The organism is Microbacterium sp. VKM Ac-2923 (assembly GCF_022815605.1).
Classification (GTDB): Bacteria; Actinomycetota; Actinomycetes; order Actinomycetales; family Microbacteriaceae; genus Microbacterium.
The window spans coordinates 1-23,030 of record NZ_JALGRP010000021.1 but is presented as its reverse complement, the minus strand read 5'-3'; the positions used below and the strand labels follow the sequence as shown (position 1 = coordinate 23,030).

Here is a 23,030-nt window from a genome sequence, read left to right as displayed (position 1 = left end):
GCTTCACACTCCGCAAAACGCTGAACACAGCCACGCCCCTCAATCAGGGTGTTGCACTGACCCAATGAGACCGCCCTGGGATTTCTCCTCCGCCGGCCGAATCTCCTCCCCTCGCCGCGGCTCCCACACGCCGCTCCTCCCCTCGCCGCGGCTCCCACCCGCCGCCGCCCGGTCGAGCACCCGCTAGCGTTGTCCCGCGGCGTACATGCGCCGCATCCCTCACCCCCGGAAGAAGCGCACATGTCGGTCGGTCTGCTCGCCGTCGTCGATGACATCCTCAGTGCGGCCATGAAGGCCAGCGCCAAGACCGCGGGTGTGGTCATCGACGATGCCGCCGTCACCCCTCAATACGTACAGGGCCTCACGCCTGCTCGCGAGCTGCCGGTGGTGTGGAAGATCGCCCTCGGCAGCATCGTCAACAAGTTCGTCATCATCATCCCGATCGCGCTGCTGCTGACGGCCTTCGCGCCGTGGGTGCTGCCGTACCTGCTGATCATCGGTGGCTGCTTCCTCTGCTTCGAGGGGGCCGAGAAAGTTCTCGAGTGGTTCGGCGTGCACCACGGCGCGCACGACGACGGCCAGCGCGACGAGAAGAAGCTCGTGCTGGGCGCGGTGCGCACCGATCTCATCCTCAGCACCGAGATCATGCTGATCGCCCTCTCGGGCCTCGACCCCGACTTCGGCATCTGGATGACGCTGGGCGCGCTTCTCGTCATCGGCCTGACCATGACGGTCGTCGTCTACGGCGCGGTGGCGCTGCTGGTCAAGCTCGACGACATGGGCCTGCGCCTGATGAAGAGCCCGTCGCGCGGAGTCCGCCGGTTCGGGGTGCGCATCGTGGCATCCATGCCCGCGGTGTTCCGCGTGATCAGCATCATCGGGACGGTCGCCATGCTGTGGGTCGGCGGGCACCTCGTGCTGCAGAACCTCGCCGAGACGTTCTGGTCGGGCCCGTACGACCTCGTGCACGTCGTGACGCACGCCATCGAGGCGGCAGGACCGGTCGTGGTCTGGATCGTCGAGACGGCGATCTCGGCGGTGTTCGGCCTCGCGCTGGGGCTCATCATCGTGGGCGTGGTGACGGGCATCTCGCGCCTGACCCGCCGGGGCGCTGCCGCCGCCCACTGAGTGCGGTGCCCAGCGCCTCGCGCACGCCCGGGTCAGACGAGCAGCGAGTGCTCGCCGAGGCGGTGCCCGGCGCCTCGCGCACGCCCGGGTCAGTCGAGCAGCGAGTGCTCGCCGAGGCGGTGCCACGCGCGGTTGTAGTACACCAGCGCCGCACCCGCCTCGCCGGGCTCGAGGTCGCGTTCGACGTCGACCTGCAGCGCCTGAGCGGCGATGACGGTCGAGCCGCCGGCATCCATGCGGCTGACGACCTTGCACCGCAGCCACGCGCGGACGCCGTGATAGACGGGTTCGCCGGTCGCGAGGCGCGACCACGCGGAGGTGTCGGCGAAGCGGTCGAGGCCGCTGGTCGCCCCCGCGCGGGCGAGCGAGATGTCTTCGGCGTCGAGCAGGTGCACGATGATCGTGTCGGCCGCGATGATCGTCGGTGTCGCCGACGACATCGCCGACACCGAGAAGATGAGCAGCGGCGGATCGGCGCTCACCGACGACACCGACGACGCGGTGAGGGCCACGGGGCCGTTCTCGCCGTACGCCGTGATGACCGCGATCCCGCCCGGGTGACCGCGGAACGCGCGCTTGAAATCGTCGGCCGACACCGACGTGCCGATGGCGGGAGTGCTGTCGGGGGTCCCGTGTGCAAGCGAGCTCATACCTACGACGGTAGGCGCTCCCGGACGAAACAGCGCGGGATGGCGCAACACGATGAAACGCGGCTCCTGCTGCGGGGTGTCGGGGTGCGGTCGATCCGCGGGCGCGGGGCGACGGCCCGGATCAGGCCGACTCGACCTCGGCGACCTTCGGCCGGGGCGTCTTGGGTGACCCGAACCGGCGGGCGACCCGTCGCGCGAGGCGGTGGCTGGGCCGTTCGACGAGGCGGAAGAAGACCTCCGCCAGCCCGAGTGCGACGACGATCACGATGGGCGAGAGGAACAGGGGGTTGATGGACTCGGGCAGCAACCGACCGAACGCCACGATCATCGGCTCGTGCACGAGGTAGAGGCTGAACGACCGCGTGCCCAACCAGCGCAGCGGTCGCACGCTGAGGGCGGCGCCCAGGCCCGGCGAGAGGATGACGAGGATGACGAGGAGCGCGGCCCCGAGCACCTGCAGCACCCGGGTCATCGGTGCGACGAGGCCGAGGACGCCCTCGCTGAGCGGGAGCGCGAACACCATCCAGTAGCTGGTGATGAGCAGAACGGTCAGGACGCCCAGCCAGGCGAAGACCGGCGTGGGGTTGCGCAGCCGGTCGCGGAGCGCCGTCAGCCGGTCCCATTCGAAGGCGATGAGGCAGCCGAGCGCGAAGATGGGCAGCTGGAAGAGGACGCCGAGCGCGTAGGGGCGCTCGATCGGTCCCTCGTACGCACCGACGATCAACAGCGCCAGGACGAAGACGACCTTGAGAGCGAGGCCGCGGCGCCACTTGGCAGCGAACAGGATGAACAGCGGCAGCAGCAGCGAGAAGATGATCTCCCACTTCAACGACCACAGCACGGTGTTCGTCATCCCCGGCTGCGCCGGGACGATGAGGATCAGGTCGCGCAGGATGCCGAGCGGCACCGGATCCATGTGGATCTGCAGGAACCGGCTTCCCTCGACGAGGTCGGGGAGCGCGTAGATCCAGATCAACGCCACGCCTACCGAGGCCCAGACGGGGATGTAGAGCCGTACGAGGCGACTCGGGTAATAGGCGCGCCAGTTGATCCGCGCGTGGCGGGCGGGAAGGCACAGGACGAAGCCGCTGAGCACGAAGAACACGAAGACGGCGACCGACCCTTCCCACGGCAGGTGGAGGGGCGTGTGGGTCAGCCACCACATCGCCTCGTCAGGTGAGGTCGTGGGGCGCGGGTCGGCGAAGGGGGTGACGAAGGAGTCCGACAGCAGTAGCGAATGCAGGAGGACGACCACCATCGCCGCCACGCCGCGGAGCCCGTCGAGGCCCTCGATTCTGCGCGAACCCGTGTTCGGCTGCGGCACGCTCGTCGTGGCGTCGCTGTTCATGTGGTCTTCCCCCCGGCTGTGGCCCCGGCGTCAGCATAGGGACTCGGCATCACGGACGTGTAACGCGCGGGTAGCCGCGCGGGTCTTCCGGCTCGCATCGGACGAGAAGGACCCGGATGCCATGGCATCCGGGTCCTCATCCGAGACGGGCTCAGCCCAGCAGCGGCACCGCCCCCACCAGCACCCCGACGGCGAGCATGACGAGCGAGACGACCGTCGCGCGCCACAGCACCTTCTTGTGGTGGTCGCCGAGGTTGACGCCGGCGAGCGAGACGAGCAGCAGGATCGCCGGGACCAGCGGGCTCTGCAGGTGGACGGGCTGGCCGGTGATCGATGCGCGGGCCATCTCGACCGGGGCGATGCCGTAGTTCGCGGCGCTCTCGGCGAGCACCGGCAGGATGCCGAAGTAGAACGCGTCGTTCGACATGAAGAACGTGAACGGGATCGACAGCACGCCGGTGATGACGGCGAGGAACGGACCCATCGACGACGGGATGACCTCGGTGATCCACGCGGCCATCGCGGTGACCATTCCGGTTCCGTTGAGCACGCCGACGAGGACGCCGGCGGCGAGCACCATCGACACGACGCCGACGATGCTGGGCGCGTGGGCGACGATCTCGTCGGCCTGGCCGCGCAGCTTCGGGAAGTTCACGATCAGGGCGAGGGCGGCTCCGACCATGAAGACGAACGCCAGCGGGAAGATGTCCATCACCAGCAGCACCATCACCGCGAGCGTGAGTGCCAGGTTGAACCAGATGAGCTTCGGGCGCAGCGTCGCGCGGTTGGGGTCGAGCATGGTGTCGGCCATCGCGGTGTCGACGACGTCCACGAGCTGCGGGGCGGCGACGGCGTCGCGACCGCCGCGGACCGTGACGACGTTGCCGGTGCGGAGCGACGCGACGGCGCCGGGCTTGGGCTCCGCGCCACGGACGAGGGCGGGACCGCCGAGGCGACCGAAGACGCCGGGGGTGCCGAATCTCGAGGTGTCGACCGAGCCGGCGAGGCGCTTGCGCTCGGACAGGCCCAGGAACCAGGCGAAGGTGAGGGCGACGACCAGGCCGGCGAGGAGCGAGGGGATCATGGGCACGAAGACGTCGGTGGGCTGCAGTCCCAGTGCTGTTGCGGCGCGAATGGTGGGACCTCCCCACGGCACGATGTTCAACGTGCCGTTCATCAGGCCCGCGACGCAGGTGAGGACGACGGGGCTCATCCCCAGGCGCAGGTACAGCGGCAGCATGGCCGAGGTGGTGATGATGAAGGTGGTGGAGCCGTCGCCGTCGAGCGACACGGCGCCGGCGAGGATCGCCGTACCCAGCACGATCTTGGCGGGGTCGTCACCCAGGAAGCGCGTGATGACGCGGATGAGCGGGTCGAAGAGGCCGACGTCGATCATGATGCCGAAATACATGATCGCGAAGAGCAGCAGTGCGGCGGTCGGCGCCATCTTGCCGATCGCGTCGATCACCATGTCGCCCAGGCCGAAGCCTGCGCCGGCGATGAGCCCGAAGATCGTCGGGACGACGATGAGGGCGACCATCGGGGTCATGCGGCGCGTCATGATCAGGGCCATGAACGACAGGACCATGAGGAAACCGAGGGCCACGAGCACACCATCGGCGGGCGTATACGCCACCGGGTACTCGGCGGCCTCGGCCGCAAGGATGAGGGGGGTCATCGCGACTCCTTCGTCGTGACGGGCGCGGCTCTCGCGCTGTCGATTCGGTGACACTACGGATGCCGTGGCTCCGAGCGCGCGCTTGCTCGCATTGCGCGGGGTTATGCGCGTACCGTGTGTTCTGCGCATTTCGCGCAGCGAGAGCCGGAGGTGCGTATGCGATTCGCCACCCGGATGCTCGTGGTCCAGGTCGCAACGCAAGTGGCGGTCGTCGCGGTGTGCACCGCGGTCTTCGCGTGGCTCGGCGTGCAGCAGCTCAAGGCCGAGGCCGATTCGTCCGCCCTGAACATCGCGCGCTCGGTCGCGGAGTCGCCCCAGGTGCGCGACCTCGTCGCCGACTACTCCGCCGACCCCGGCACCCCGGATGCCGCCGACCTCCGCGACGGCGTGCTCCAGCGGTACGCCGCCGCCGTGACCGACCGCACGGAGGGGCTGTTCGTCGTGATCACCGACGATCACGGCATCCGTCTGGCTCACCCCGACCCCGACCGCCTCGGTCAGGTCGTGAGCACGAGCTTCGCCGACGCGCTCGCCGGTCGCGAGGTCGTGACCTGGGAGGTCGGCACGCTGGGGGAGTCTGCGCGGGCGAAGGTTCCCGTGTATCCGCCCGCCGGCGGTGACCCCGTCGGCGAAGTGAGCGTCGGCTTCGAGCGGGCCAGCGTGTTCGACGACCTGCCCGCGTTGACCGCCGGTATCGCGCTGGCCGTGCTGCTGGCGGTCGTGATCGGTGCGCTCGTGGCGCTGCTCATGCGTCGACGCCTGGAGCGATTGACGCTCGGCGTGCAGCCGGAGGAGCTCGCCGCCCTTGTGCAGACCCAGACCGCCGTGCTCGAGAGCGCCGATGAGGGGGTGCTCGCCCTCGACGACGCGGGCGTCGTCCGCGTGTGCACCGCGGTGGCCGAGCGGCTGCTCGGGATCACGGATGCCGTCGGCCGCCCCCTCTCCGACCTCGCCCTCGCGCCCGCGGTCGCCGCCGCGCTCGCCGGAGCCGGGGCCAGCACGGGGCTGCCGGTGGGCGACCGCGTGGTCTTCATCGACGTCCGCCCGGTCCGTCGGGGATCGCGCACGCTCGGCCGCGTCGCGGTCCTCCGCGACCGCACCGACGTCGCCGCGCTGTCCGGGCGTCTCGACAGCGTCCGCGCGATGGGCGACGCGCTGCGGGTGCAGCGACACGAGAACGCCAACCGCCTGCACGCGGCGGTGGGGCTCCTCGACGCCGACCGCACCGCCGAGGCCCGTGCCTTCCTGGCCGACCTCGTCGACCGGGGCTCCGTGGACTGGGCGGTGCCCGGCATCGAACTCGTCGGCGATGCGATGCTGCAGTCCTTCCTCGGCGCGAAAGCGCTCGCCGCCCGCGAGCGGGGAGTGGCTTTGCGCGTCTCCGACGACACCTACCTCCTCGGCACCGTCGACGACGTCGAGGATGTGGTCGCCGTGCTCGGGAACCTCGTCGACAACGCCGTCGCCGCCACGGCATCCGCTCCCGAACCCCGCGAGGTGGAGGTCGCGGTGCTCGGCGACGGCGACGCCATCGTGCTGACCGTGTCGGACAGCGGAGGTGGCATCGCCGACGTGGACGCCGCGTTCGCGGCCCGCGAGCGCGACGACGACCCCACCGCGGTGCACGGTCTGGGGATCGGCCTGCCGCTCTCGCGCGATTTCGCCCGACGCCGCGGGGGAGACGTGTGGGTCGTCGACCCCGGCGGTGACGGACGCGGTGCCGTCGTGGCCGCGCGCCTACCCGGAGTCCTGCGGGGGGAGAACCCATGAGCGACATCCGCGTCCTCGTCGTCGACGACGACTTCCGCGTCGCGGGTCTGCACCGCGATGTCGTGTCGGCCCGCCCCGGTTTCGTGGCCCTCGAACCCGCGCGCACCGTCGGGGAGGCCCGTGCGGCCCTCGGCGCGCACACCCCCGACCTGCTGCTCGCCGATGTGTACCTCCCCGACGGCGACGGGGTCGAACTCGTTCGCTCGGCCGGTGTCGACGCCTTCGTGCTGTCGGCGGCGACGGATGCCGCGACCGTGCGCCGCGCCTTCACCGCTGGTGCCCTGGCCTACCTGGTCAAACCGTTCGACACCCGCGTTCTGGCCGAGCGGCTCGACCGGTACGCCCGCTATCGCAACCTGCTCACCAGCGCCCGGCCCCTGTCGCAGGACGACATCGATCGCGCGGGATCCGTCATGCGCGGAGAACGCGAGGGACCCTCCCTGGCCCGCTCGGCGACGGAGCAGACGGTGCTCGCCGCCCTCGGCGACGAGGAGGCGTCGGCGACCGAGGTGGCCGAACGCACGGGCGTCTCGCGCGCGACCGCGCAGCGACACCTCACGGCTCTGGCCGAGCGGGGGCTGGTGCAGGTGAGCCTGCGGTACGGCTCGACCGGTCGCCCCGAACATCGCTTCCGCGCCGGCGCCTGATCCGCGCAGGCGGCGCAATTCCTCGACGCAGCACGGGGCAGAGGTGGCTGAGCTTGTCGAAGCCACCGGGCGTGCTGCGGGTCCCGGTCCCTTCGACAGGCTCAGGCCCGGGCGCGAGGGTCAGCCCGCCGCGCTCACGCTTCGAGCACCGCCCACCCACGAGGCCCGAGCTCGATCCGACCGTCGGCCGGCGCGCCCTCCCCGGCGACCAGCCCGCGCCCGTCGGCGACCGGCAGCGACACGGGCTCGTCGCCGATGTTCAGCGCGACCACCACGGCGTCGTCGCCGACGGCGGTACGCAGCGCCACCGCCGTGTTCGACACCTCGATGACGTCGGTGTGCGCGCGCCAGAGCCAGGGCTTGCGGCGACGGAGCGCGATCAGCGCCTGGTGGGCCTGCAGGATGCGCTGATCGGCCTCGACCTCGTCGGGGCCGTCCGGGAAGGCCGGCCGCACCGCGTCGTCACCTCCAAGACGCTCCTCCTTGACACCGGTCCAGCCGAATTCGTCGCCGGCGTAGACCGACGGCGTGCCCGCGATGGTGAACAGCACCGCGAGCGCGTGCGGCACGAGCCCGGCGCCCACCGCCGACGTGATGCGCGTGACGTCGTGATTGCCGACGAAGGTCTGCGGGACGAAGGTCGCCAACAGCTCGCCGTGGCGCTCGATCGCGTGACTCAGCTCGAAGAGGTTGCGGTCCGAGATCCCGTGCCAGATGCCCTGCCACAGTTCGTACTGCGTGAGGGAGTCCATCGTCGACTCCTGCACGATCTCCGCGGCATCGCCGTGGATCACCTCGCCGAGGAACCACGCCTCGGGGAAGCGCTCGCGCACCCGCGGCAGCACCTCGGCCCAGAACGTGGACGGCACCGCGTAGGCGGCATCCAATCTCCACCCGTCGATCCCGCGTTCGAACCACTGGCACATGACGTCCACGACGAGGTCGACGACGGCGGGGGAGGAGTGATCGAGGGCGACGAGAGCGTCGTGGCCCTCGAAGACGTCGGCCTCGAATCGGCCGTCGGCCCATCGGCCGCGAAACAGGCGCGGCCCGTCCTCCGCCGACTCGCGGAAGGCCGGGTGCCCGCGACCGACGTGGTTGAAGACACCGTCCAGAAGGATGCGGATGCCGCGCTCTCGGGCGGCCGAGACGAGACGGTCGAAGTCCTCGTCGTCGCCCAACCGCGGGTCGATGCGGAAGTGGTCGACGGTGTCATAGCCATGGGTCTCGGACGCGAAGACCGGGCCCAGCAGCAGACCGTTCAGCCCCAGCTCGATCACGTGGTCGAGCCACGGCTCGAAGCGGTCCAGGCGGTGCACGGGTTCGGCATCCGGATCCACGCCGTCGCGGATGGGGGCGTCGACGAATCCCAGCGGGTAGACGTGCCACCAGATGACGTGCTCGGGCCACGCGGGCATGGGGTCTCCTCGGCCCAGCGGGGTCGGAAGGCCGGGATGCTTCGACGATATCCGCGCACCGCGCCCACCCCGCGGGGGTTGCGACCACGACCCCGAACGGCGAAAGCCGCCATCCATCGCACAGGAGCCCGGCTGCGGCCCTCTCGAGTGCGTTCGTCCGCACGCCGCCGGGAGCGGGGTCACGCCCGCGCCCGGTCCTCCGGCAGGCCGAAGGCGTCGAGATCGAGAGCGTACGTCCGTGCGGACTCGACAGCGGCGGCCACCGCCCCGATCGAGACGATGTCGGCCCCCAGCGTCGAGGCGATGATGCGCGGCGGTGGAAGGTGCAGCGAGTCGGGGATCGCGTCCATGGCCGCCTCGATGATGGGCCCCGCGCCGGCGGCGATCGCCCCCGACACGATCACTCGTTCCACGTCGAAGAGGCTGCCGAACATCGCCGCCACTCCCGCGAGGGCTCCGCCCACCTCGCGCGCGACGGCGAGAGCGCCGGGGTCGCCGGAGGCCGCGAGATCGAGCACGGTCTTGGCGTCCAGGCTCGCGGGATCTACCTCCCGCAGGGCGCTGTCGGCCGGGAGCGAACCGGATGCCAGCGCGGCGCGCGCCGCGTCGACGCACCGCGGAGCGAGGCCCCACGCGCTGCCCACGCCCTCGACGCGATCGAAGGCCACCGTCTCGCCCGCGCCGCCGTGCCTGCCGCGGAGCAGGTGCCCGTCGACGCTGATGCCCGCGCCGAAGCGTTCTCCCGCCAGCAGGGCGACGAAGTCGTCGCACCCCACGGCGGCGCCGTGCGCGCGCTCGGCGACGGCGGCGAGGGTGGCGTCGTTGTCGACGCGCACCAACGGTGCCCACGCGGTGAAGGTGTCGACGAAGTCGGGGTTCATGCGTGCCCAGAACCCGTCGTGGTGCACGGGTGATCGTCCCGCCCGATCGACCGGCGCGGGGACCCCGACGCACACGGCGACCAGCTCGGCGGGGGATCGGTGGGCGCGCTTGAGGGTGGCCTCGACCGTCGCCTCGGCGGCGCGGCGGCGGCGTTCGGGGGAGTCGAGCTCGGGGTCGACCGTCAGCCGCGAGGTCGCGAGCGCCTCGCCCCGCAGGTCGGCGACGGTGGCGGTGAGGTGGCCTCGACCGGCGTCGACTCCGACCACGACCCCTGCTTCGGGTCGGAACGCGAATCGGCGCGCGGGGCGTCCCTTGGAGTATTCGCCGACCGCGCGGGCGTTGGGCATCTCGGCCAGCAGCCCACGCGCAGACAGCTCGCCGAGCACGTCGATCGCCGTCGAGCGGGTCAGGCCCACCGCCGCGATCACGTCGCTGGCGGTGAACGCCTCGGCCTCCCACGCGTACGCGAGCACCGCGTCGAGGTTGTGGCGGCGCAGCGACGGAGTCGTCGGCGTGGCATCCATCGTCACTCTTGACCCCTCTCGCTGTCGATGCAATACTGCCTGCACGACATTGATTTGGCGAGTAGATTTACTCACCGACACAACATATTCGCAGTGCGGCGGAGGAGGACACAGGTGTCGACGAAGACCAGGGCGGCCCGGAGATGGGTCGCAGCGGCAGCGGTGGGGGTGCTCGGGGCGGCCATGCTCGCCGGGTGCTCGGCCGATGGGCGGGAGACCATCCGCTTCACGTTCAGCAAACGCGAGGCCCTGTCGTTCATGAACGACGTGGTCGCGCAGTACAACGCCTCGCAGGACCGCGTCCGCGTCGAGATGGACAGCTCGGGCGTCGACGTGGTCTCGGCGAGCTTCGTCCGCGGCAACCCGCCCGACATCATGCTGGCGAACTACAACTACGAGGTCGCCCGCTTCGTGCAGCGCTGCGCGCTCAGCGACCTCAGCGGCACCGATGCCGCCGCGAGCGTCCGCGACGACCTGCAGCCGCTCCTCGACCAGTACGGCTCGTGCGAGGGGCGCACCAGCGCGCTCCCGTATTCGGTGATGGCGGCATCCGTCATCTACAACAAGCAGATCTTCGAGCAGCTGGGACTCACGGTGCCCACGACCTACGACGAGCTGCTCCAGGTCGCCGACTCCCTGAAGCAGAACGGCGTCACGCCCTTCTACGGCACCTTCAAAGACGACTGGACCGTGGCGCAGGGCTGGTACGACTACTCGGTGGGTGGCTCGCTGGACGTGCTCGACTTCTTCGACGGGCTCGCCGCCGAAGGCGATCAGGTCGGCGCCGACTCCGCCGTGTCGTTCGCGAAGGACTTCACCGAGCCCATGGATCGCATGATGCAGCTCGCGCAGAACTACACGAACGCGGATGCCGAGAGCCGGGCCTACGGCGACGGCAACCTCGCCTTCGCGCAGGGCGAGGCGGGGATGTACCTGCAGGGCCCCTGGGCTCTGGGGGAGATCGCGAAGACGGCGCCCGACCTCCCCGTCGGCACCTTCCCGCTCCCGATGACCGACGACCCCGACGACCTGGCCGTCCGCGTCAACATGGACCTCGCGGCGATCATCCCCGAGGCATCCCGACACAAGGATGCCGCCCGCGATTTCCTCGAGTACCTGTACCAGCCCGAGATCATCGAGGCGTACAACGAGTCGCAGCTCGGCTTCTCGCCGACGAAGGACGCACCGTCGCCGAGCGACCCGCGCGTCGCCGGAATGATCCCCTACTACGACGAGGGGCGCATCTACCAGGGCGCCTCGGTTCTCGTGCCCAAGACCATCCCCACCTTCAACTACGCCCAGGCGATGATCTTCGGGGCCTCCCCCGAGAGCACCCTGCGCACCATGGACGAGGACTGGTCGCGGCTCGCCTTCCGGCAGCCGCCCGCCTCGACCACTGACGCAGCCGTCGAGGAGGACGCGCGATGAGCACCACGACCACCATCGTCACCGGGGGGAAGGCGGCCGCGCGCCGCAGCACCCGCCGCGTCGAGCCGATCTACTACGTCTTCCTGCTGCCGACGCTCATCCTGTTCACGCTCGCCATCACGGTGCCGGGGATCATCGGCATCTTCTTCAGCTTCACCGACTCGATCGGCCTCGGCGAGTGGAACTTCACCGGGCTGACGAACTACATCGCCATCTTCAGCGACCCCGCCATCCTGCAGAGCTACCTGTTCACCTTCGGCTTCTCGGTCGCGACGGTGCTGGTCGTCAACGTCGCGGCGTTCCTGCTGGCGGTGGGACTGACCTCGCAGATCCGCTTCAAGAAGGCCCTGCGCACGGTGTTCGTCATCCCGATGGTGATCTCGGGCATCATCATCGCGTACGTCTTCAACTTCCTCTTCAGCAACTCCGTCCCCGAGGCGGGAGCCGCGATCGGCATCCCGTGGCTCGAGACGAGTCTGCTGGCGAACCCCGACCTCGCGTGGGTGGCGATCGTCATCGTCACCGCTTGGCAGGCGATCCCCGGCACGCTGCTCATCTACATCGCGGGGTTGCTGTCGGTTCCCGGTGACGTCTACGAGGCGGCCGGCCTCGACGGGGCCAGCAAGGCGCAGCAGTTGCTGCGCATCACTCTCCCGCTGGTGGCGGGGTACGTCGTCATCAACATCATCCTGGGCTTCAAGGGCTTCCTCAACGCCTACGACATCATCGTCGGCCTCACCGGTGGAGGACCGGGTACCGCGACCCGCAGCGTCGCGATGTCGATCATCCTCGGCTTCAACGGCGGCGACTACGCGTATCAGATGGCGAACGCGGCGCTCTTCTTCGTCGTCGCCATCGTCATCTCGCTCCTCCAGCTCTCGCTGACCCGGGGAAGGAATACCCTGTCATGACCGCTCTCAATCAGCCCGCGCTCGCCTTCGAGCAGGCCGAACTGGCCATTCCCGACCGCCAGGAAAGCGAGCCGCCGCGGCGCCGCTTCCGCCGCGTCGGCATGGAACGCATCAATTGGTCGACGACGACCATCCTCGTTCTGTGCTCCCTCACCGTGCTGCTGCCGCTGTACGTCACCGTCTCGATGGCGCTGAAGAGCGGTACCCAGGTCGTCGACGGCAATGCCTTCTCGTTCCCCTCGCCGATCAGTTTCGACGGGTTCGTGCAGGCGTGGACGCTGACGAGGTTCCCAGTGGGGCTCGCGATCTCGCTGCTGGTCACCGCCGGCACGGTCGCGGCGACCATCATCCTCGCGGCCTTCGCCTCCTACGCGATCGCCCGCAACTGGGATCGCAAGCTGTTCCGCTACTCGTTCTTCTACCTGCTCGCGGCGATGTTCATCCCGTTCCCCGTGGTGGCCCTGCCGCAGATCCAGTTGACCGGCCGCGTGGGGCTCGACAACCCCGTGGGCGTGATCATCCTCGCCACGATGTTCCAGCTGAGCTTCAGCGTGCTGCTCTTCACGGCGTTCCTGCGTTCGATCCCGCTGGAGCTCGAGGAGAGCGCGCGCATCGACGGCGCGACCACCTGGCAGACGTTCTGGCAGCTCATCTTCCCGCTGCTGGCGCCCATGAGCGCCACGGTCGGCATCTTCGCCTTCCTCTACGCCTGGAACGACTTCATGATGCCCTCGCTCATCATCAGCGATCCGGCGCTGCAGACGCTGCCGGTGCGCCAGAACCTGTTCCAGACGCAGTTCAGCAACAACTACAACGTCGCCTTCGCCTCCTACCTCATGGCCATGGCTCCCGCCATCGTCGCCTACCTGTTCACGCAGCGCTGGGTGATGGCGGGCGTGACCCAGGGCGCCATCAAGGGCTGACCCCTCCACCCTCCCCTCGAAAGGAATTCGCTTCGTGACGACCGCATCCCCCTCCGTCCGCACTCGTGAACTGTCCGACGCCCCCGACTGGTGGCGCCAGGCCGTGGTCTATCAGGTGTATCCCCGCAGCTTCGCCGACACCGACGGCGACGGCCTGGGCGACATCCGGGGCATCACCTCGCGCGCGCCCTATCTGGCGGAACTGGGAGTGGATGCCATCTGGCTCAGCCCGTTCTACCCGTCCGAGCTCAAGGACGGCGGCTACGACGTCGCCGATTACCGCGACGTCGACCCCAAGCTCGGGACCCTGGCCGACATGGACGAGCTCATCGCGCAGCTCCACGCCCACGGCATCCGGGTCGTCGTCGACATCGTGCCGAACCACACCTCCGACCAGCACGCCTGGTTCCAGGAGGCCTTGGCCGCCGGCCGCGGTTCGGCCGCGCGCGAGCGGTACATCTTCCGTGAGGGGACAGGCGTCGACGGCGCCGAACCGCCCACCGACTGGGTGTCGGTCTTCGGTGGATCGGCGTGGGAGCGCGTCGACGACGGGCAGTGGTACTTCCACAACTTCGACGTCTCGCAGCCCGATCTCAACTGGGACAACCGCGAGGTGCGCGACGACTTCCTCACCACCCTGCGTTTCTGGAGCGACCGCGGGGTCGACGGGTTCCGCATCGACGTGGCGCACATGCTCACCAAAGATCTGAGCGAGCCGTTGCCTTCCCGCGCCGAGCTCGAGGCCATGGCGCACGACGGCAACCACCCGACGATCGACCGCGACGACGTGCACGAGGTCTACGCCGAGTGGCGTGCGGTCTTCAACACGTACGACCCGCCGCGCACCGCCGTCGCCGAGGCGTGGGTGCACCCCTCCCGTGTGCCGCTGTACGCCAGCGCCGAGAGCCTCGGCCAGGCGTTCAACTTCGATCTGCTCGAGGCCGATTTCGATGCGGGCCAGTTCCGACGCATCGTGGCCGACAACCTCGCGCTGGCCGCGGAATCCGGCTCGTCGACCACGTGGGTGCTGTCGAACCACGACGTCGTCCGCCACGCCACGCGCTACGGCCTCCCCGACGCCGAGCGCGACGCCGACGGGCGCCCCACCCTCAAGCACGGCAACGAGTGGCTGCTCTCGGGCGGCCAGTCGCCGACGCTCGACGCCGCCCGCGGCGAGCGGCGCGCCCGCGCGGCCGAGCTGTTCGTGCTCGGGCTGCCGGGGTCCGCGTACCTTTACCAGGGCGAGGAACTCGGCCTGCACGAGGTGGCCGAGATCCCCGACGCCGACCGTCAGGACCCCACGTTCTTCCGCAGCCCCGGCATCGACATGGGCCGTGACGGATGCCGTGTGCCCCTGCCGTGGACCCAGGACGGTCCCGCCTTCGGTTTCGGCTCGACGCGCGCGCACCTGCCGCAGCCGGAGTGGTTCGCCACCTACGCGGTCGACGTGCAGGACGGTGACCCGGCTTCGACCCTGTCGCTGTACCGCCGTGCGCTCGCGCTGAGGCACGAACTGCAGACCGCGGAGCAGTTGCAGTGGATCGATGCGGGCCGCGATGACGTGGTGGCCTTCGCACGTCCGAACGGCTGGACGGTCGTGACGAACTTCGGCAGCGAGCCGGCCGGGCTCCCCGCGGGCGAGGTGCTGCTGTCGAGCACCGCGTTCGAGGGCGACCTGTTGCCGGCGGAGACGACGGTCTGGCTCCGCCGCGCCTGACCCTTCCCAGAACCCCGGTGCTGCGTGCGCCGGGGTTCTGTCCGGGTCAGCGCACCCGCACCCAGCCGTCGTCCCGACGCTCGATCGCCCCCGTCGCGGCGAACGCCTCGATCCATCCGCCCATCGGCCACACGCCCCACCGCTCGTGGAAGGTGGCCCCGTTGCGCAGGATGTCGTCGAGGTGCTGCCACGGGGGAGAAGAGACCGGATGCCACTGGTGGTAGGCATCCGCGCCGCCGACCCATCGCATCTCGACGCCCCGCTCTCGGGCCGTCCACGCGAGGTCGGTGTCCTCCGCGCCGTAGCCCTCGTAGGCGGGGTGGAAGCCGCCGATGCGGTTCCAGGTCGCCGGGGTGACGGCGAACGATAGGGACCAGAACAGGTCGTACTCCGCCGCCGACGCCCCGCGGGTTTCTCCGACGGGCAGCACCGGCCGCGCCCGGTGCGGACGGGTGAGGAAGGGCAGGTCGGCAGCGTTTCGCGGACGTTGGACGCTCGCGAGGTAGGTCACCGGGCCGGTCAGCAGTGTCTCCGGGTGCGCCGCGATCGCGGCGCGGTATCTCGGAAGCAGCTCGGGCCCGGGCAGGCAATCGACGTCGAGGAACACGAGCAGGTCCGCGCCCGCGCCCATCGCCGCCTCCGCTGCGCGGTTGCGCCCCGCGCCGACACGCAACCCGTGCGGCCCGGGTGGCACGTGCGCGGTGATCGTCCCCGCATCCCGGGTGCCCTCCGGCGGCGCCTCATCGAGCCACGCCTCCACCCTCACGATGTCGTCCGCCACCTCGGCGAGCACGCGCCGCTGGCGGTCGAGGTGCTCGCGACGGGCAGCCGAGGCGACGGTGATCACCGCGGTCTTCACGGCAGTCTCCCCTCGACGGCCGCGGCCATGCGCCCGGCCGCGCCGGCGACCCGCCACCGCGCCCACTGCGGGGTGTCGTGGGACGCCCGTTCGATGAGATCGACCAGGTCGCGGGGCGAAACGGTCTCGTCGGCCCGCCGCGCCAGACTCCACGAATCGAGGGCCGCGGCGGTCGCGCGCTGTTCGTCGAAGGGGCGATCCTGCGCGATCACGACGGCACGGGAAGCGGATGCCGCGAGGTCGGCGACGCTGTTCTGTCCGGCAGCGCTGACGACGACCGTGCTGCGCGTCAGCAGCGGCCACGGGTCGTCCACGCGCGAGGCGTCGTCCTGCCCGATCGAGGTGACGTGCCATCCGCGATCCGTCAGAAGGGCGACGCTTTCGTCGCGAACGGCTGGCGCGAGCACGCGGCCGAGCAGGGTCACTCGTCGCTGGTCGGTCGAGTTGGAGAACGCCCGCCCGTCGAAGCGGGAGATCCCGCCCGTCCACGACACCCGCTCGGCGTGCGGCTCGAGGCCCGGGGCGGCGACGGCCCCCTCGGCCCAGGGCGCGATGATCCTGTCCGCGAGGTTGTACGCGAGGGTGTGCGCGGGGTCCGTCCGCAGACCCGGCTGCGTGACCGCGACGGTGCGCATACCGAGCAGACGCGCGAATGCGACGACCTCTGCGCTGACGTCGACGACGAATGTCTCGAGCGCTCGGTCCACGGCGATCGACGCGATCGTCGCGAGCCGCGCGCGATGCCCGGGGTGGCCGAGCGGCGCCCAGTGCAGGCGGCCCCGGGCCGTGGGCTCGGCGTCGCGGGGATCGGTCGGCCTCCCCGTCGGTCCTGCGAACGACTCGGCGTCCGGGGGCAGTGTCATCCACTCCACGTCGGCGGCGAGGCCCGCGGGCCGCGGCATCGACGAGAACGCGATCACGGGCGTGCGTAGGTGCGGCTGCACGGCCAGGAACCGTGAAACGTGACCGAAGCCGTGATGGTGGATGTACCAGCCGATCACCACGACACCGCGGGTACGCGTCGCGCGGCGACCGGCTGAGCGGTATGGGCGAGCACGCGCTCGACCTCGCGGTAGCGCCCCGCGAGAGAGTGCTGACGAACGGCTGCTCGGCGCGTCCACAGGCGTGTGAGCGGCTCACGAGCCCCGGCCTCCGCGAGCTGCGCCGCCGCCTTCCCCAGGGCCACGACGTCTCCCGGCATCACCGTCGCCGCTCCCGGCATTCCTGCGAGGACCTCAGATACCCCTCCGATGTCGAAGGCGGCGACCGGCGTTCCGGTGGCGAGGGCTTCGGCGATGACCAGCCCGAACGGCTCTTCCCACATGGGGGTGACCAGCGCGACGGCCGACGACCCCACCAGACGGCACAGATCCGGTTGATGCAGCGGACCGACGTAGCGGGCGTGGACTCCGAGACGCGGGACGATCTCCTGCTCGAAGTAGTCGACGTCGCCGATCCGCCCGGCGAGCACGATGTGCGCGCCGGCCGAGCGTGCGGCTTCGATGGCCAGGTGGGGCGCCTTCTCGGGAACGACGCGTCCCGACCACACCCACGACGTTCCGCCCTCGCCGCGAGTCCACTGGTCGGTGTCGACGCCGTTGGGGAAGACGAACGAGTCGACGCCCTCCACCGACCAGGCCCGGGCGGTCGCTTGGCTCACGGCGACGAAGCGGTGCGGGCTGTCGCGCACCTCGGACGCCGCTTCCAACATCTGCTCGAGGGGCGGGGTGTGCAGCGTGGTGACGACCGGGATGCCGGCAGTGCGACTCCAGCGGATCGGGGCGGGGTTGAGGCTGTGGTTGTCGACGACGTCGTAGAGGTGGCGGTCGGCCATCAGGCGGTCGAGCGCGGCGTCGTAGGCGGCGTCGACAGCGGCGGCGTACCCCTCCGGATACTCGGTGTCCGACGAGTGCTCCGGCCGCGTCCACTCGGGGACGGGCAGGCGGAATTCCGCCACGTCACCGAGGAAATCCGACCCGTCGGCGGCACACAGCGAGACCTCGTGTCCGCGGGCGCGGAGCCACCGGACGCGGTCCCACACGCACGCCTCGAGACCGCCGGCGTGGGGCTGGCGCAGGGGGTAGCGCGACGGGGCGACGACGAGCACCCGCAGCGGACGCGTCCCGCGGATCACGCCGCGACCTCCGCGGAGAGGGCGCGGCGGTACACGGCGACATGCGCGTCTCGGACGCCGTCGAGCTCCTCGATGCGTTGTGTGCGCCGACGCTCCACCTCGAGGGAGCGAGCCGACGATCCGGGAGTCGACCATGCCGGGCCCGTCGCCGCGACGATGGCCCGGGTCAGCGAGACAGGATCACCCACCTCGAAGGAATGGAAGTCGCCCGGGTGTTGCGCGGCGATGTGTCCGACGCGGGTGCTCACGACCGGCACGGCGAGGTCGTAGCAGAGCTCGGCCCACCCCGACTGGGTGCCGTGGCGGTAGGGGAGCACGCACGCGTCGAGGTCGGCGAGCCACGAGGCGAGCGCACCGTCGTCGAGGCGGGCTCCGCGCTCGACGGTGATGCCGTCGACCCCTTCGGCGAGACGATCGATGGATGCCGCGGCCTCCGCGTCGCGGACCCGCTCGTTCATCCGCACGACGGCTTCGATGTGCGCACCGTGCGCCCGGAGGTCGGCGACGGCGCGGACCAGGGTGGCGGTGGTTCCGACTCCGTCGATGTTCGGCCGCAGATCGCGCAGGTGGACGCCCACCCGCACGGCGTCGTGGGCGTCGCCGTGCGGACGCGACCCGTTTCCGAGCAGGGTCGGGTGCGCGATGACGTCGACGGGTCGCCGGGCGATCGCCCGCACCTCGGCGGCGGCGGTGTCGGTCAGCGCGATCAGCGCGTCCGCCCCGGCGGCCAGCACGGAGAGAGCCGCGCGATGATCCTCCTGCGCGGTGAGCTGGGGGTTCTCGAGGTCGTGGACCGTGTAGACGAGGGGGCGGCCGATGCGGCGAAGCGTCGCCACCGTTGCGCGCAGTTCGTCCGGGCTGTACGACTCGATGCCGAAGTGCACGTGGACCAGGTCGAAGTCGTCGACGTGGGCCTCGAGCCACTCGGGAAGCAGCACCTGCGGCGGCCACCATTGGCCGACCGGCGCGCCCGGGGGCTGCGGGTCGGCGAGCCGAACCACGCGAACCGGATCGGTGATGGCTGAGACGTAGGGATGGGCCGAAGGCACGGCGGCGACGCGAACCGGGGGAACGGTGGTGACGACGATCTCTCTCCTCCTCGTGCAGTGATGTGGCCGTGGCGTGCGCGTACCGCATCGCCAGGCACATCGCAATGCAACGGGGCGGTTGGGACGACGATGACACCGACGGATACCTTCACATCATGGGTGGCGAGACGGCGCGGCTGCAGAGCCTTGCGGACCACGGCGACGCGGTGATAGCGCGGCGTCGGCACTACGCCGAATTCTTCGGGGAGGCGCCGCTTCCGTCGGAATTCGGCCTGGTCGTGGGCAATTGCCAAGCAGAATCACTTCGGTTGGTGATCGCCTCCGACGCCCTGCCGGCCATCCGCGTCCCCGCCGTGCACGAGCTCACCGCCGACGACGCGGCCCGGCTCCACGCCCTCCTCGCCGAGGCGGCGTTCCTCGTCGTCCAGCCCATTCGCGATGACTATCGCGGGCTTGCACTCGGCACGGCTCAACTGCGCGCCGCGCTTCCGGCCGCCGCCCGGTCGGTGACCGTTCCGGCCGTGAGGTTCGCGGGTCTGCATCCGTTCCAAGCCGTGTTGCGTCTGCCGGACTTCCCGGAGGATCCGCCCCTCGTCGCTTACCACGACGTCCGCGTCGTCGCCGAAGCCGCGGGCACCTTCGTTCCCGCCCAGCTACCGCCCGGCGCCGTCCACGCGATCGCCGACGCGTCGATCGCCGAGCTGCGCCGCCGCGAGGCCCTCGGGCTCGACATCGTCGCATCCGATCTCTTCGCCCCCGTCGTCGAAGACCTCGCCCGCACCGTCAACCACCCCGGCAACGCCCTGTTCCTTCCGCTCGGCGAGCGTGTCGTCGCGGCCCTCGGTGCGCCCGGTCGCGTCGTCGACCCCGGCCGGCCGATCCTCGCGGGCGTACGCGCGCCGCTGGAGGAGTGGGTGATCGACGCGTGGAACCTCGATGCCGCGCCCCGCGCCGACTGGATCGTCGGGGGCGAGCTCCTCCCCGCGGCGATCGTTCGTGAGGCGCACCTGGCGTACTACGCCGAACGTCCTGACCTGCTCGCGGCCGTCGTGACGCGCATGGAGCCTCTGCTTCGCACCTGGGCGGCCGCCGCATGACGGCCTCGGCGATTCCGGATGCCACCGCGCCGGTGCTCCTCGTGCACCCGGGCCCGCACGGCGTCGCCGCCTACGCCCGGGAGATCGCGGCCGAGGTGGTCCGGCAGCACCCCGCGACGAGACAATGCACTCTCGACGCGCTCGCCGCTCTGCGCTCGGGCACGCCCGTCCACGCGCATGTCACCGACCGCCTGTGGGGGGCGTCGCCCGAGGAGGCGGCGCGGGTGGTGGTCTCCGTCGCGCAGAGGCACCCGCTCACAGTGACGCTGCACGATGTCCCGCAGGCCTCCGACGGGGAGCGCAATCGTCCGCGTCGGCAGGCTTTTTATCGCGCCGTCGTTGGTTCGGCCCGTGCTGTCGCCGTCAACAGCGCGCACGAGAGGGACCTCCTGCGCGAAGAGGGGGTCTGGAACGGCCCCGTCGCGATCGTCCCGCTCCCCGTCGAGTCTGTCGCGCCGTCGGCATCCGTCCCGCACGACGACGCGGTCGGAGTGCTCGGGTTCTTCTACCCCGGCAAGGGGCACGACGAGGCACTGGCGGCGACCGTCACCGCCGGCCTGAACCGGATGACGGTGCTCGGCCGGGCTTCTGACGGACACGCGGCCGACCTCGAGACCTTCGTCCGTCGCGCGGCCGACGCCGGCGTCGCGGTCGAGGTGGCGGGGTGGCTCGACGAGGCCGAGATGGTCGAGAGGGCGCGCCGTGTCGCCGTGCCCGTGATCGCGCATCGGCACGTGTCCGCTTCCGGTTCGTTGGCGTCGTGGATCGGTTGGGGTCGCCGGCCTGTCGCGGTGCGCAATCGCTACGTCGACGAGATGGCGGAGCTCCGCCCCGGCGCTCTCCTGGTGGTCGAGCCGGCAGACCTTGCGGCCGAAGTGGCGACGGCCCGCGACGACCAGTCACGCACGTGGCACGGCCTCGACCCGGTGCCGTTCGGTCGCGCCGATGCGGCCCGTGTCTACCTGCGATGGTGGGCGGAGGCCCCGCGATGAGCGCGGGCCGCGCCGGTGATGACCGGATGCCGTGGGTCCCCGGCAACCGCTGGGATCTCGTCGCCGATCGGCAGCCGGAGCCCCCGCGGGTCAGCGTCATCGTGACGCACTTCGACCAGCCGGAGCAGCTGGCGAGGACGCTCCTCGCCCTGCGACGACAGGACCACCACGCAGGGCGCCTCGAGATCATCGTCGCCGACGACGGCTCACCGACCGAGCCGGTCGTCCCCGCCGGCGTCCGTCTGGTCCGCCAAGACGATCGGGGCTTTCGCGCTGCGGCCGCCCGCAACCTCGGCGCCGCCGCCGCGACGGGTGACATGCTCTGCTTCCTCGATGCCGACACCACACCCGAGCCCGAGTACGTGCGTCGGCTCTCCCGACTCCCCGCGCTCCTCCCCGAAGCGGTGACGGTGGGCCGCCGCCGTCACGCCGATCTGGCGGGTCTGGATGCCGACGTGCCGGTGGCCGAGGCCGGGCTCTCCCGGGAGCTGCCCGAGCCCGCGTGGTTGAGCGAGGCCTACGCGCGCAGCGAGAACCTCCTCCACGCCGACGACCGCTCGTACCGATACGTGATCAGTGCCGTCGTCGCCTGCTCACGCACGTTCTTCGCCGAGCTCGGGGGATTCGACGAGTCGTTCTCGTCGTACGGCGGTGAGGACTGGGAGTGGGCGCACCGCGCCTGGCAGGCCGGGGCCGTATTCGCGCACGTACCGGACGCGGTCGCCTGGCACGACGGGCCCGACTGGGCGGGACGGACGGGCGAAGAGAGAGCGCGCGAGGGCAACCGGCAGTCGCTCGTCCTTGCGCGGAAGATCCCGGTCGACGGATCCCGCGCTCGGGGACTGCTCCCGACGACGCCCGACCTCGTCGTGCACCTTCCGCCGGCCGTCACGCCCGCGGCGCAGTTCGTGTGCGTGGATTCGCTGCTGGCGGCGTTCCCCCTCGCAACCGTCGTCGTGACGCACGCCGCGGACGATTCGCCCGTGCGCGCAGACCCGCGCGTTCTCGTCGGTGCCGAGGGCGCCGGTCTCGACGCGCGAGTGATCCTTCGTCTCGATCGCGCGCTGGTGGTGCAGGATGCCGCCCCCCTCGCCGCAGCCCTCGCTCGGTTCGGCCAGGGGGCGGTTGGCAGGTTGCGGCTGCTCGCCGCGGACGGCATCGTCCTGGCGCGTGCGGATTCCCGTCGTGCTCGTCGTCGCGAGCAACGGTGGGGTTCGGCCGCGGGGTTCGACGACGAGGTCGTCGTCGTCGACGGACTGCTCGTCCTCCGGGATGAGCCCCACGTCGAAGCGTGGGTAGGAGGGTGGGGCAGTTCGGAGCGCTTCACCTGACGCGGCTTCACCCTCCAGCCGGACCAGACCGGAAGAAACCCCGGTTTTACGCGGATTTCAGGGTGCGACACGCCCGGGATGCCCTCAGGATTGGACGAGTCGGCAGGATCCCCGTAACTTATTACTTGTTCGCCCCACAGGGGAGAGCGGAGCGGCCGAAAGGCCCCGCGTCCTCTCAAGCGGCGAACCACCCCCAACAACAGCACTTGAGAGTTTCAACTCTCTGGTCTACAGTTGGGATCCTGCCACTCGGCACACGTCCTCAGCTTTGAGCCTCCTTACACGGAGGTGAATGAAGCTGTCAGACTGCCGAAATCTGGCGTATAAGGTAGTGAAGTTGCCTCGCGGGTAGGTCGAGAGATCGTTCCTGTGGGTGCGTCCGTTCCTTGAGAACTCAACAGCGTGCACTTGTCAAATGCCAATTTATTCCTCGTCGGTCTGACTTTTGTTGGATTGCGAGAAATTCCTTTGGATCAAAGACCAGCCCTTCCGGGGGTTGGCATTCGGAATCGTCAGTAATGATGTTTTCTCTTTGGTCAGTTTC

General features: G+C 70.5%; 19 protein-coding genes. 10 read left to right on the top strand and 9 right to left on the bottom strand.

The window, feature by feature from the left end:
* The first annotated feature begins 240 nt into the window (after window positions 1-240).
* Complete coding sequence (locus tag MT347_RS17775; protein ID WP_243502674.1) at window positions 241-1,128, top strand: DUF808 domain-containing protein; 888 nt, start codon at window positions 241-243, stop codon at window positions 1,126-1,128.
* Window positions 1,129-1,217: 89 nt separating this feature from the next.
* Here the strand turns inward: MT347_RS17775 and MT347_RS17770 are convergent, their stop codons facing one another.
* The 3 genes from MT347_RS17770 to MT347_RS17760 all read right to left on the bottom strand — a co-directional run bounded on the left by MT347_RS17770 (window position 1,218) and on the right by MT347_RS17760 (window position 4,804).
* Window positions 1,218-1,778 carry a flavin reductase family protein gene (locus MT347_RS17770; RefSeq protein WP_243502673.1) on the bottom strand — a complete coding sequence of 187 codons (561 nt, stop codon included), beginning with the start codon at window positions 1,776-1,778 and terminating at the stop codon, window positions 1,218-1,220.
* 121 nt (window positions 1,779-1,899) lie between these two features.
* The gene (locus tag MT347_RS17765) at window positions 1,900-3,126 is read right to left on the bottom strand and encodes an acyltransferase (RefSeq protein WP_243502672.1); all 1,227 of its coding nucleotides are present in this window, start codon (window positions 3,124-3,126) and stop codon (window positions 1,900-1,902) included.
* A 151-nt stretch (window positions 3,127-3,277) separates the two neighbouring features.
* Entirely contained in the window at window positions 3,278-4,804 is a 1,527-nt protein-coding gene (locus tag MT347_RS17760) for a CitMHS family transporter (RefSeq protein WP_243502671.1), read from the bottom strand.
* 156 nt (window positions 4,805-4,960) lie between these two features.
* On the opposite strand from MT347_RS17760, the gene MT347_RS17755 reads away from it, so the two are divergent.
* Both MT347_RS17755 and MT347_RS17750 read left to right on the top strand, forming a co-directional pair.
* Complete coding sequence (locus MT347_RS17755) at window positions 4,961-6,574, top strand: ATP-binding protein (protein WP_243502670.1); 1,614 nt, start codon at window positions 4,961-4,963, stop codon at window positions 6,572-6,574.
* Entirely contained in the window at window positions 6,571-7,221 is a 651-nt protein-coding gene (locus tag MT347_RS17750; protein ID WP_243502669.1) for a response regulator, read from the top strand. The genes MT347_RS17755 and MT347_RS17750 overlap by 4 nt, the downstream gene beginning before the upstream one ends.
* A 134-nt stretch (window positions 7,222-7,355) precedes the next feature.
* Here MT347_RS17750 and MT347_RS17745 read toward each other — a convergent pair whose 3' ends face one another.
* Both MT347_RS17745 and MT347_RS17740 read right to left on the bottom strand, forming a co-directional pair.
* Complete coding sequence (locus tag MT347_RS17745; protein ID WP_243502668.1) at window positions 7,356-8,639, bottom strand: alpha-amylase family glycosyl hydrolase; 1,284 nt, start codon at window positions 8,637-8,639, stop codon at window positions 7,356-7,358.
* A gap of 179 nt (window positions 8,640-8,818) precedes the next feature.
* The gene (locus MT347_RS17740) at window positions 8,819-10,045 is read right to left on the bottom strand and encodes an ROK family protein (RefSeq protein ID WP_243502667.1); all 1,227 of its coding nucleotides are present in this window, start codon (window positions 10,043-10,045) and stop codon (window positions 8,819-8,821) included.
* Window positions 10,046-10,159: 114 nt separating this feature from the next.
* On the opposite strand from MT347_RS17740, the gene MT347_RS17735 reads away from it, so the two are divergent.
* The 4 genes from MT347_RS17735 (at window position 10,160) to MT347_RS17720 (ending at window position 15,024) form a co-directional block, all read left to right on the top strand.
* Window positions 10,160-11,473 carry an ABC transporter substrate-binding protein gene (locus MT347_RS17735; protein WP_374206552.1) on the top strand — a complete coding sequence of 438 codons (1,314 nt, stop codon included), beginning with the start codon at window positions 10,160-10,162 and terminating at the stop codon, window positions 11,471-11,473.
* Entirely contained in the window at window positions 11,470-12,384 is a 915-nt protein-coding gene (locus MT347_RS17730; RefSeq protein ID WP_243502666.1) for a carbohydrate ABC transporter permease, read from the top strand. Before MT347_RS17735 ends, MT347_RS17730 begins: the two co-directional genes overlap by 4 nt.
* Window positions 12,385-12,485: 101 nt before the next feature.
* Window positions 12,486-13,307 carry a carbohydrate ABC transporter permease gene (locus tag MT347_RS17725; protein WP_243502675.1) on the top strand — a complete coding sequence of 274 codons (822 nt, stop codon included), beginning with the start codon at window positions 12,486-12,488 and terminating at the stop codon, window positions 13,305-13,307.
* A gap of 34 nt (window positions 13,308-13,341) precedes the next feature.
* Complete coding sequence (locus tag MT347_RS17720; protein ID WP_243502665.1) at window positions 13,342-15,024, top strand: glycoside hydrolase family 13 protein; 1,683 nt, start codon at window positions 13,342-13,344, stop codon at window positions 15,022-15,024.
* Between the two features lie 46 nt (window positions 15,025-15,070).
* Here the strand turns inward: MT347_RS17720 and MT347_RS17715 are convergent, their stop codons facing one another.
* Genes MT347_RS17715 through MT347_RS18505 form a run of 4 tightly spaced genes read right to left on the bottom strand, consistent with a single transcriptional unit; the run spans window position 15,071 to window position 19,066 of the window.
* Window positions 15,071-15,883, bottom strand: a complete 813-nt coding sequence (locus tag MT347_RS17715) for a galactosyltransferase-related protein (RefSeq protein WP_243502664.1) — start codon at window positions 15,881-15,883, stop codon at window positions 15,071-15,073.
* Window positions 15,880-16,884 (bottom strand): hypothetical protein, encoded by a 1,005-nt coding sequence (locus MT347_RS17710; RefSeq protein ID WP_243502663.1) that lies wholly within the window; start codon window positions 16,882-16,884, stop codon window positions 15,880-15,882. The genes MT347_RS17715 and MT347_RS17710 overlap by 4 nt, the downstream gene beginning before the upstream one ends.
* Entirely contained in the window at window positions 16,881-18,017 is a 1,137-nt protein-coding gene (locus MT347_RS17705; protein WP_243502662.1) for a glycosyltransferase, read from the bottom strand. The genes MT347_RS17710 and MT347_RS17705 overlap by 4 nt, the downstream gene beginning before the upstream one ends.
* Window positions 18,014-19,066, bottom strand: coding sequence for a glycosyltransferase (locus tag MT347_RS18505; protein WP_243502661.1), 1,053 nt, complete (start codon window positions 19,064-19,066; stop codon window positions 18,014-18,016). Before MT347_RS18505 ends, MT347_RS17705 begins: the two co-directional genes overlap by 4 nt.
* A 104-nt stretch (window positions 19,067-19,170) precedes the next feature.
* Here MT347_RS18505 and MT347_RS17695 point away from each other — a divergent pair, with 104 nt between their 5' ends.
* From MT347_RS17695 to MT347_RS17685, 3 genes are read left to right on the top strand one after another with little or no spacing between them, the layout of a single operon-like run.
* Complete coding sequence (locus MT347_RS17695) at window positions 19,171-20,163, top strand: WcbI family polysaccharide biosynthesis putative acetyltransferase (protein ID WP_243502660.1); 993 nt, start codon at window positions 19,171-19,173, stop codon at window positions 20,161-20,163.
* A complete protein-coding gene (locus MT347_RS17690) occupies window positions 20,160-21,155 on the top strand; it encodes a hypothetical protein (RefSeq protein ID WP_243502659.1) in 996 nt (331 codons plus the stop codon). Before MT347_RS17695 ends, MT347_RS17690 begins: the two co-directional genes overlap by 4 nt.
* Window positions 21,152-22,486 (top strand): glycosyltransferase family 2 protein, encoded by a 1,335-nt coding sequence (locus MT347_RS17685; RefSeq protein WP_243502658.1) that lies wholly within the window; start codon window positions 21,152-21,154, stop codon window positions 22,484-22,486. Before MT347_RS17690 ends, MT347_RS17685 begins: the two co-directional genes overlap by 4 nt.
* The last annotated feature ends 544 nt before the right edge of the window (window positions 22,487-23,030 follow it).

Bases quoted from the DNA above. Each gene is read 5' to 3' on its own strand.
- MT347_RS17755 (WP_243502670.1), top strand. From the start codon at position 4,961: ATGCGATTCGCCACCCGGATGCTCGTGGTCCAGGTCGCAACGCAAGTG.
- MT347_RS17750 (WP_243502669.1), top strand. From the start codon at position 6,571: ATGAGCGACATCCGCGTCCTCGTCGTCGACGACGACTTCCGCGTCGCG.
- MT347_RS17695 (WP_243502660.1), top strand. From the start codon at position 19,171: ATGCAACGGGGCGGTTGGGACGACGATGACACCGACGGATACCTTCAC.
- MT347_RS17740 (WP_243502667.1), bottom strand. From the start codon at position 10,045: ATGGATGCCACGCCGACGACTCCGTCGCTGCGCCGCCACAACCTCGAC.
- MT347_RS17775 (WP_243502674.1), top strand. From the start codon at position 241: ATGTCGGTCGGTCTGCTCGCCGTCGTCGATGACATCCTCAGTGCGGCC.
- MT347_RS17745 (WP_243502668.1), bottom strand. From the start codon at position 8,639: ATGCCCGCGTGGCCCGAGCACGTCATCTGGTGGCACGTCTACCCGCTG.
- MT347_RS17685 (WP_243502658.1), top strand. From the start codon at position 21,152: ATGAGCGCGGGCCGCGCCGGTGATGACCGGATGCCGTGGGTCCCCGGC.
- MT347_RS17760 (WP_243502671.1), bottom strand. From the start codon at position 4,804: ATGACCCCCCTCATCCTTGCGGCCGAGGCCGCCGAGTACCCGGTGGCG.
- MT347_RS17765 (WP_243502672.1), bottom strand. From the start codon at position 3,126: ATGAACAGCGACGCCACGACGAGCGTGCCGCAGCCGAACACGGGTTCG.
- MT347_RS17730 (WP_243502666.1), top strand. From the start codon at position 11,470: ATGAGCACCACGACCACCATCGTCACCGGGGGGAAGGCGGCCGCGCGC.
- MT347_RS17725 (WP_243502675.1), top strand. From the start codon at position 12,486: ATGGAACGCATCAATTGGTCGACGACGACCATCCTCGTTCTGTGCTCC.
- MT347_RS17770 (WP_243502673.1), bottom strand. From the start codon at position 1,778: ATGAGCTCGCTTGCACACGGGACCCCCGACAGCACTCCCGCCATCGGC.
- MT347_RS17690 (WP_243502659.1), top strand. From the start codon at position 20,160: ATGACGGCCTCGGCGATTCCGGATGCCACCGCGCCGGTGCTCCTCGTG.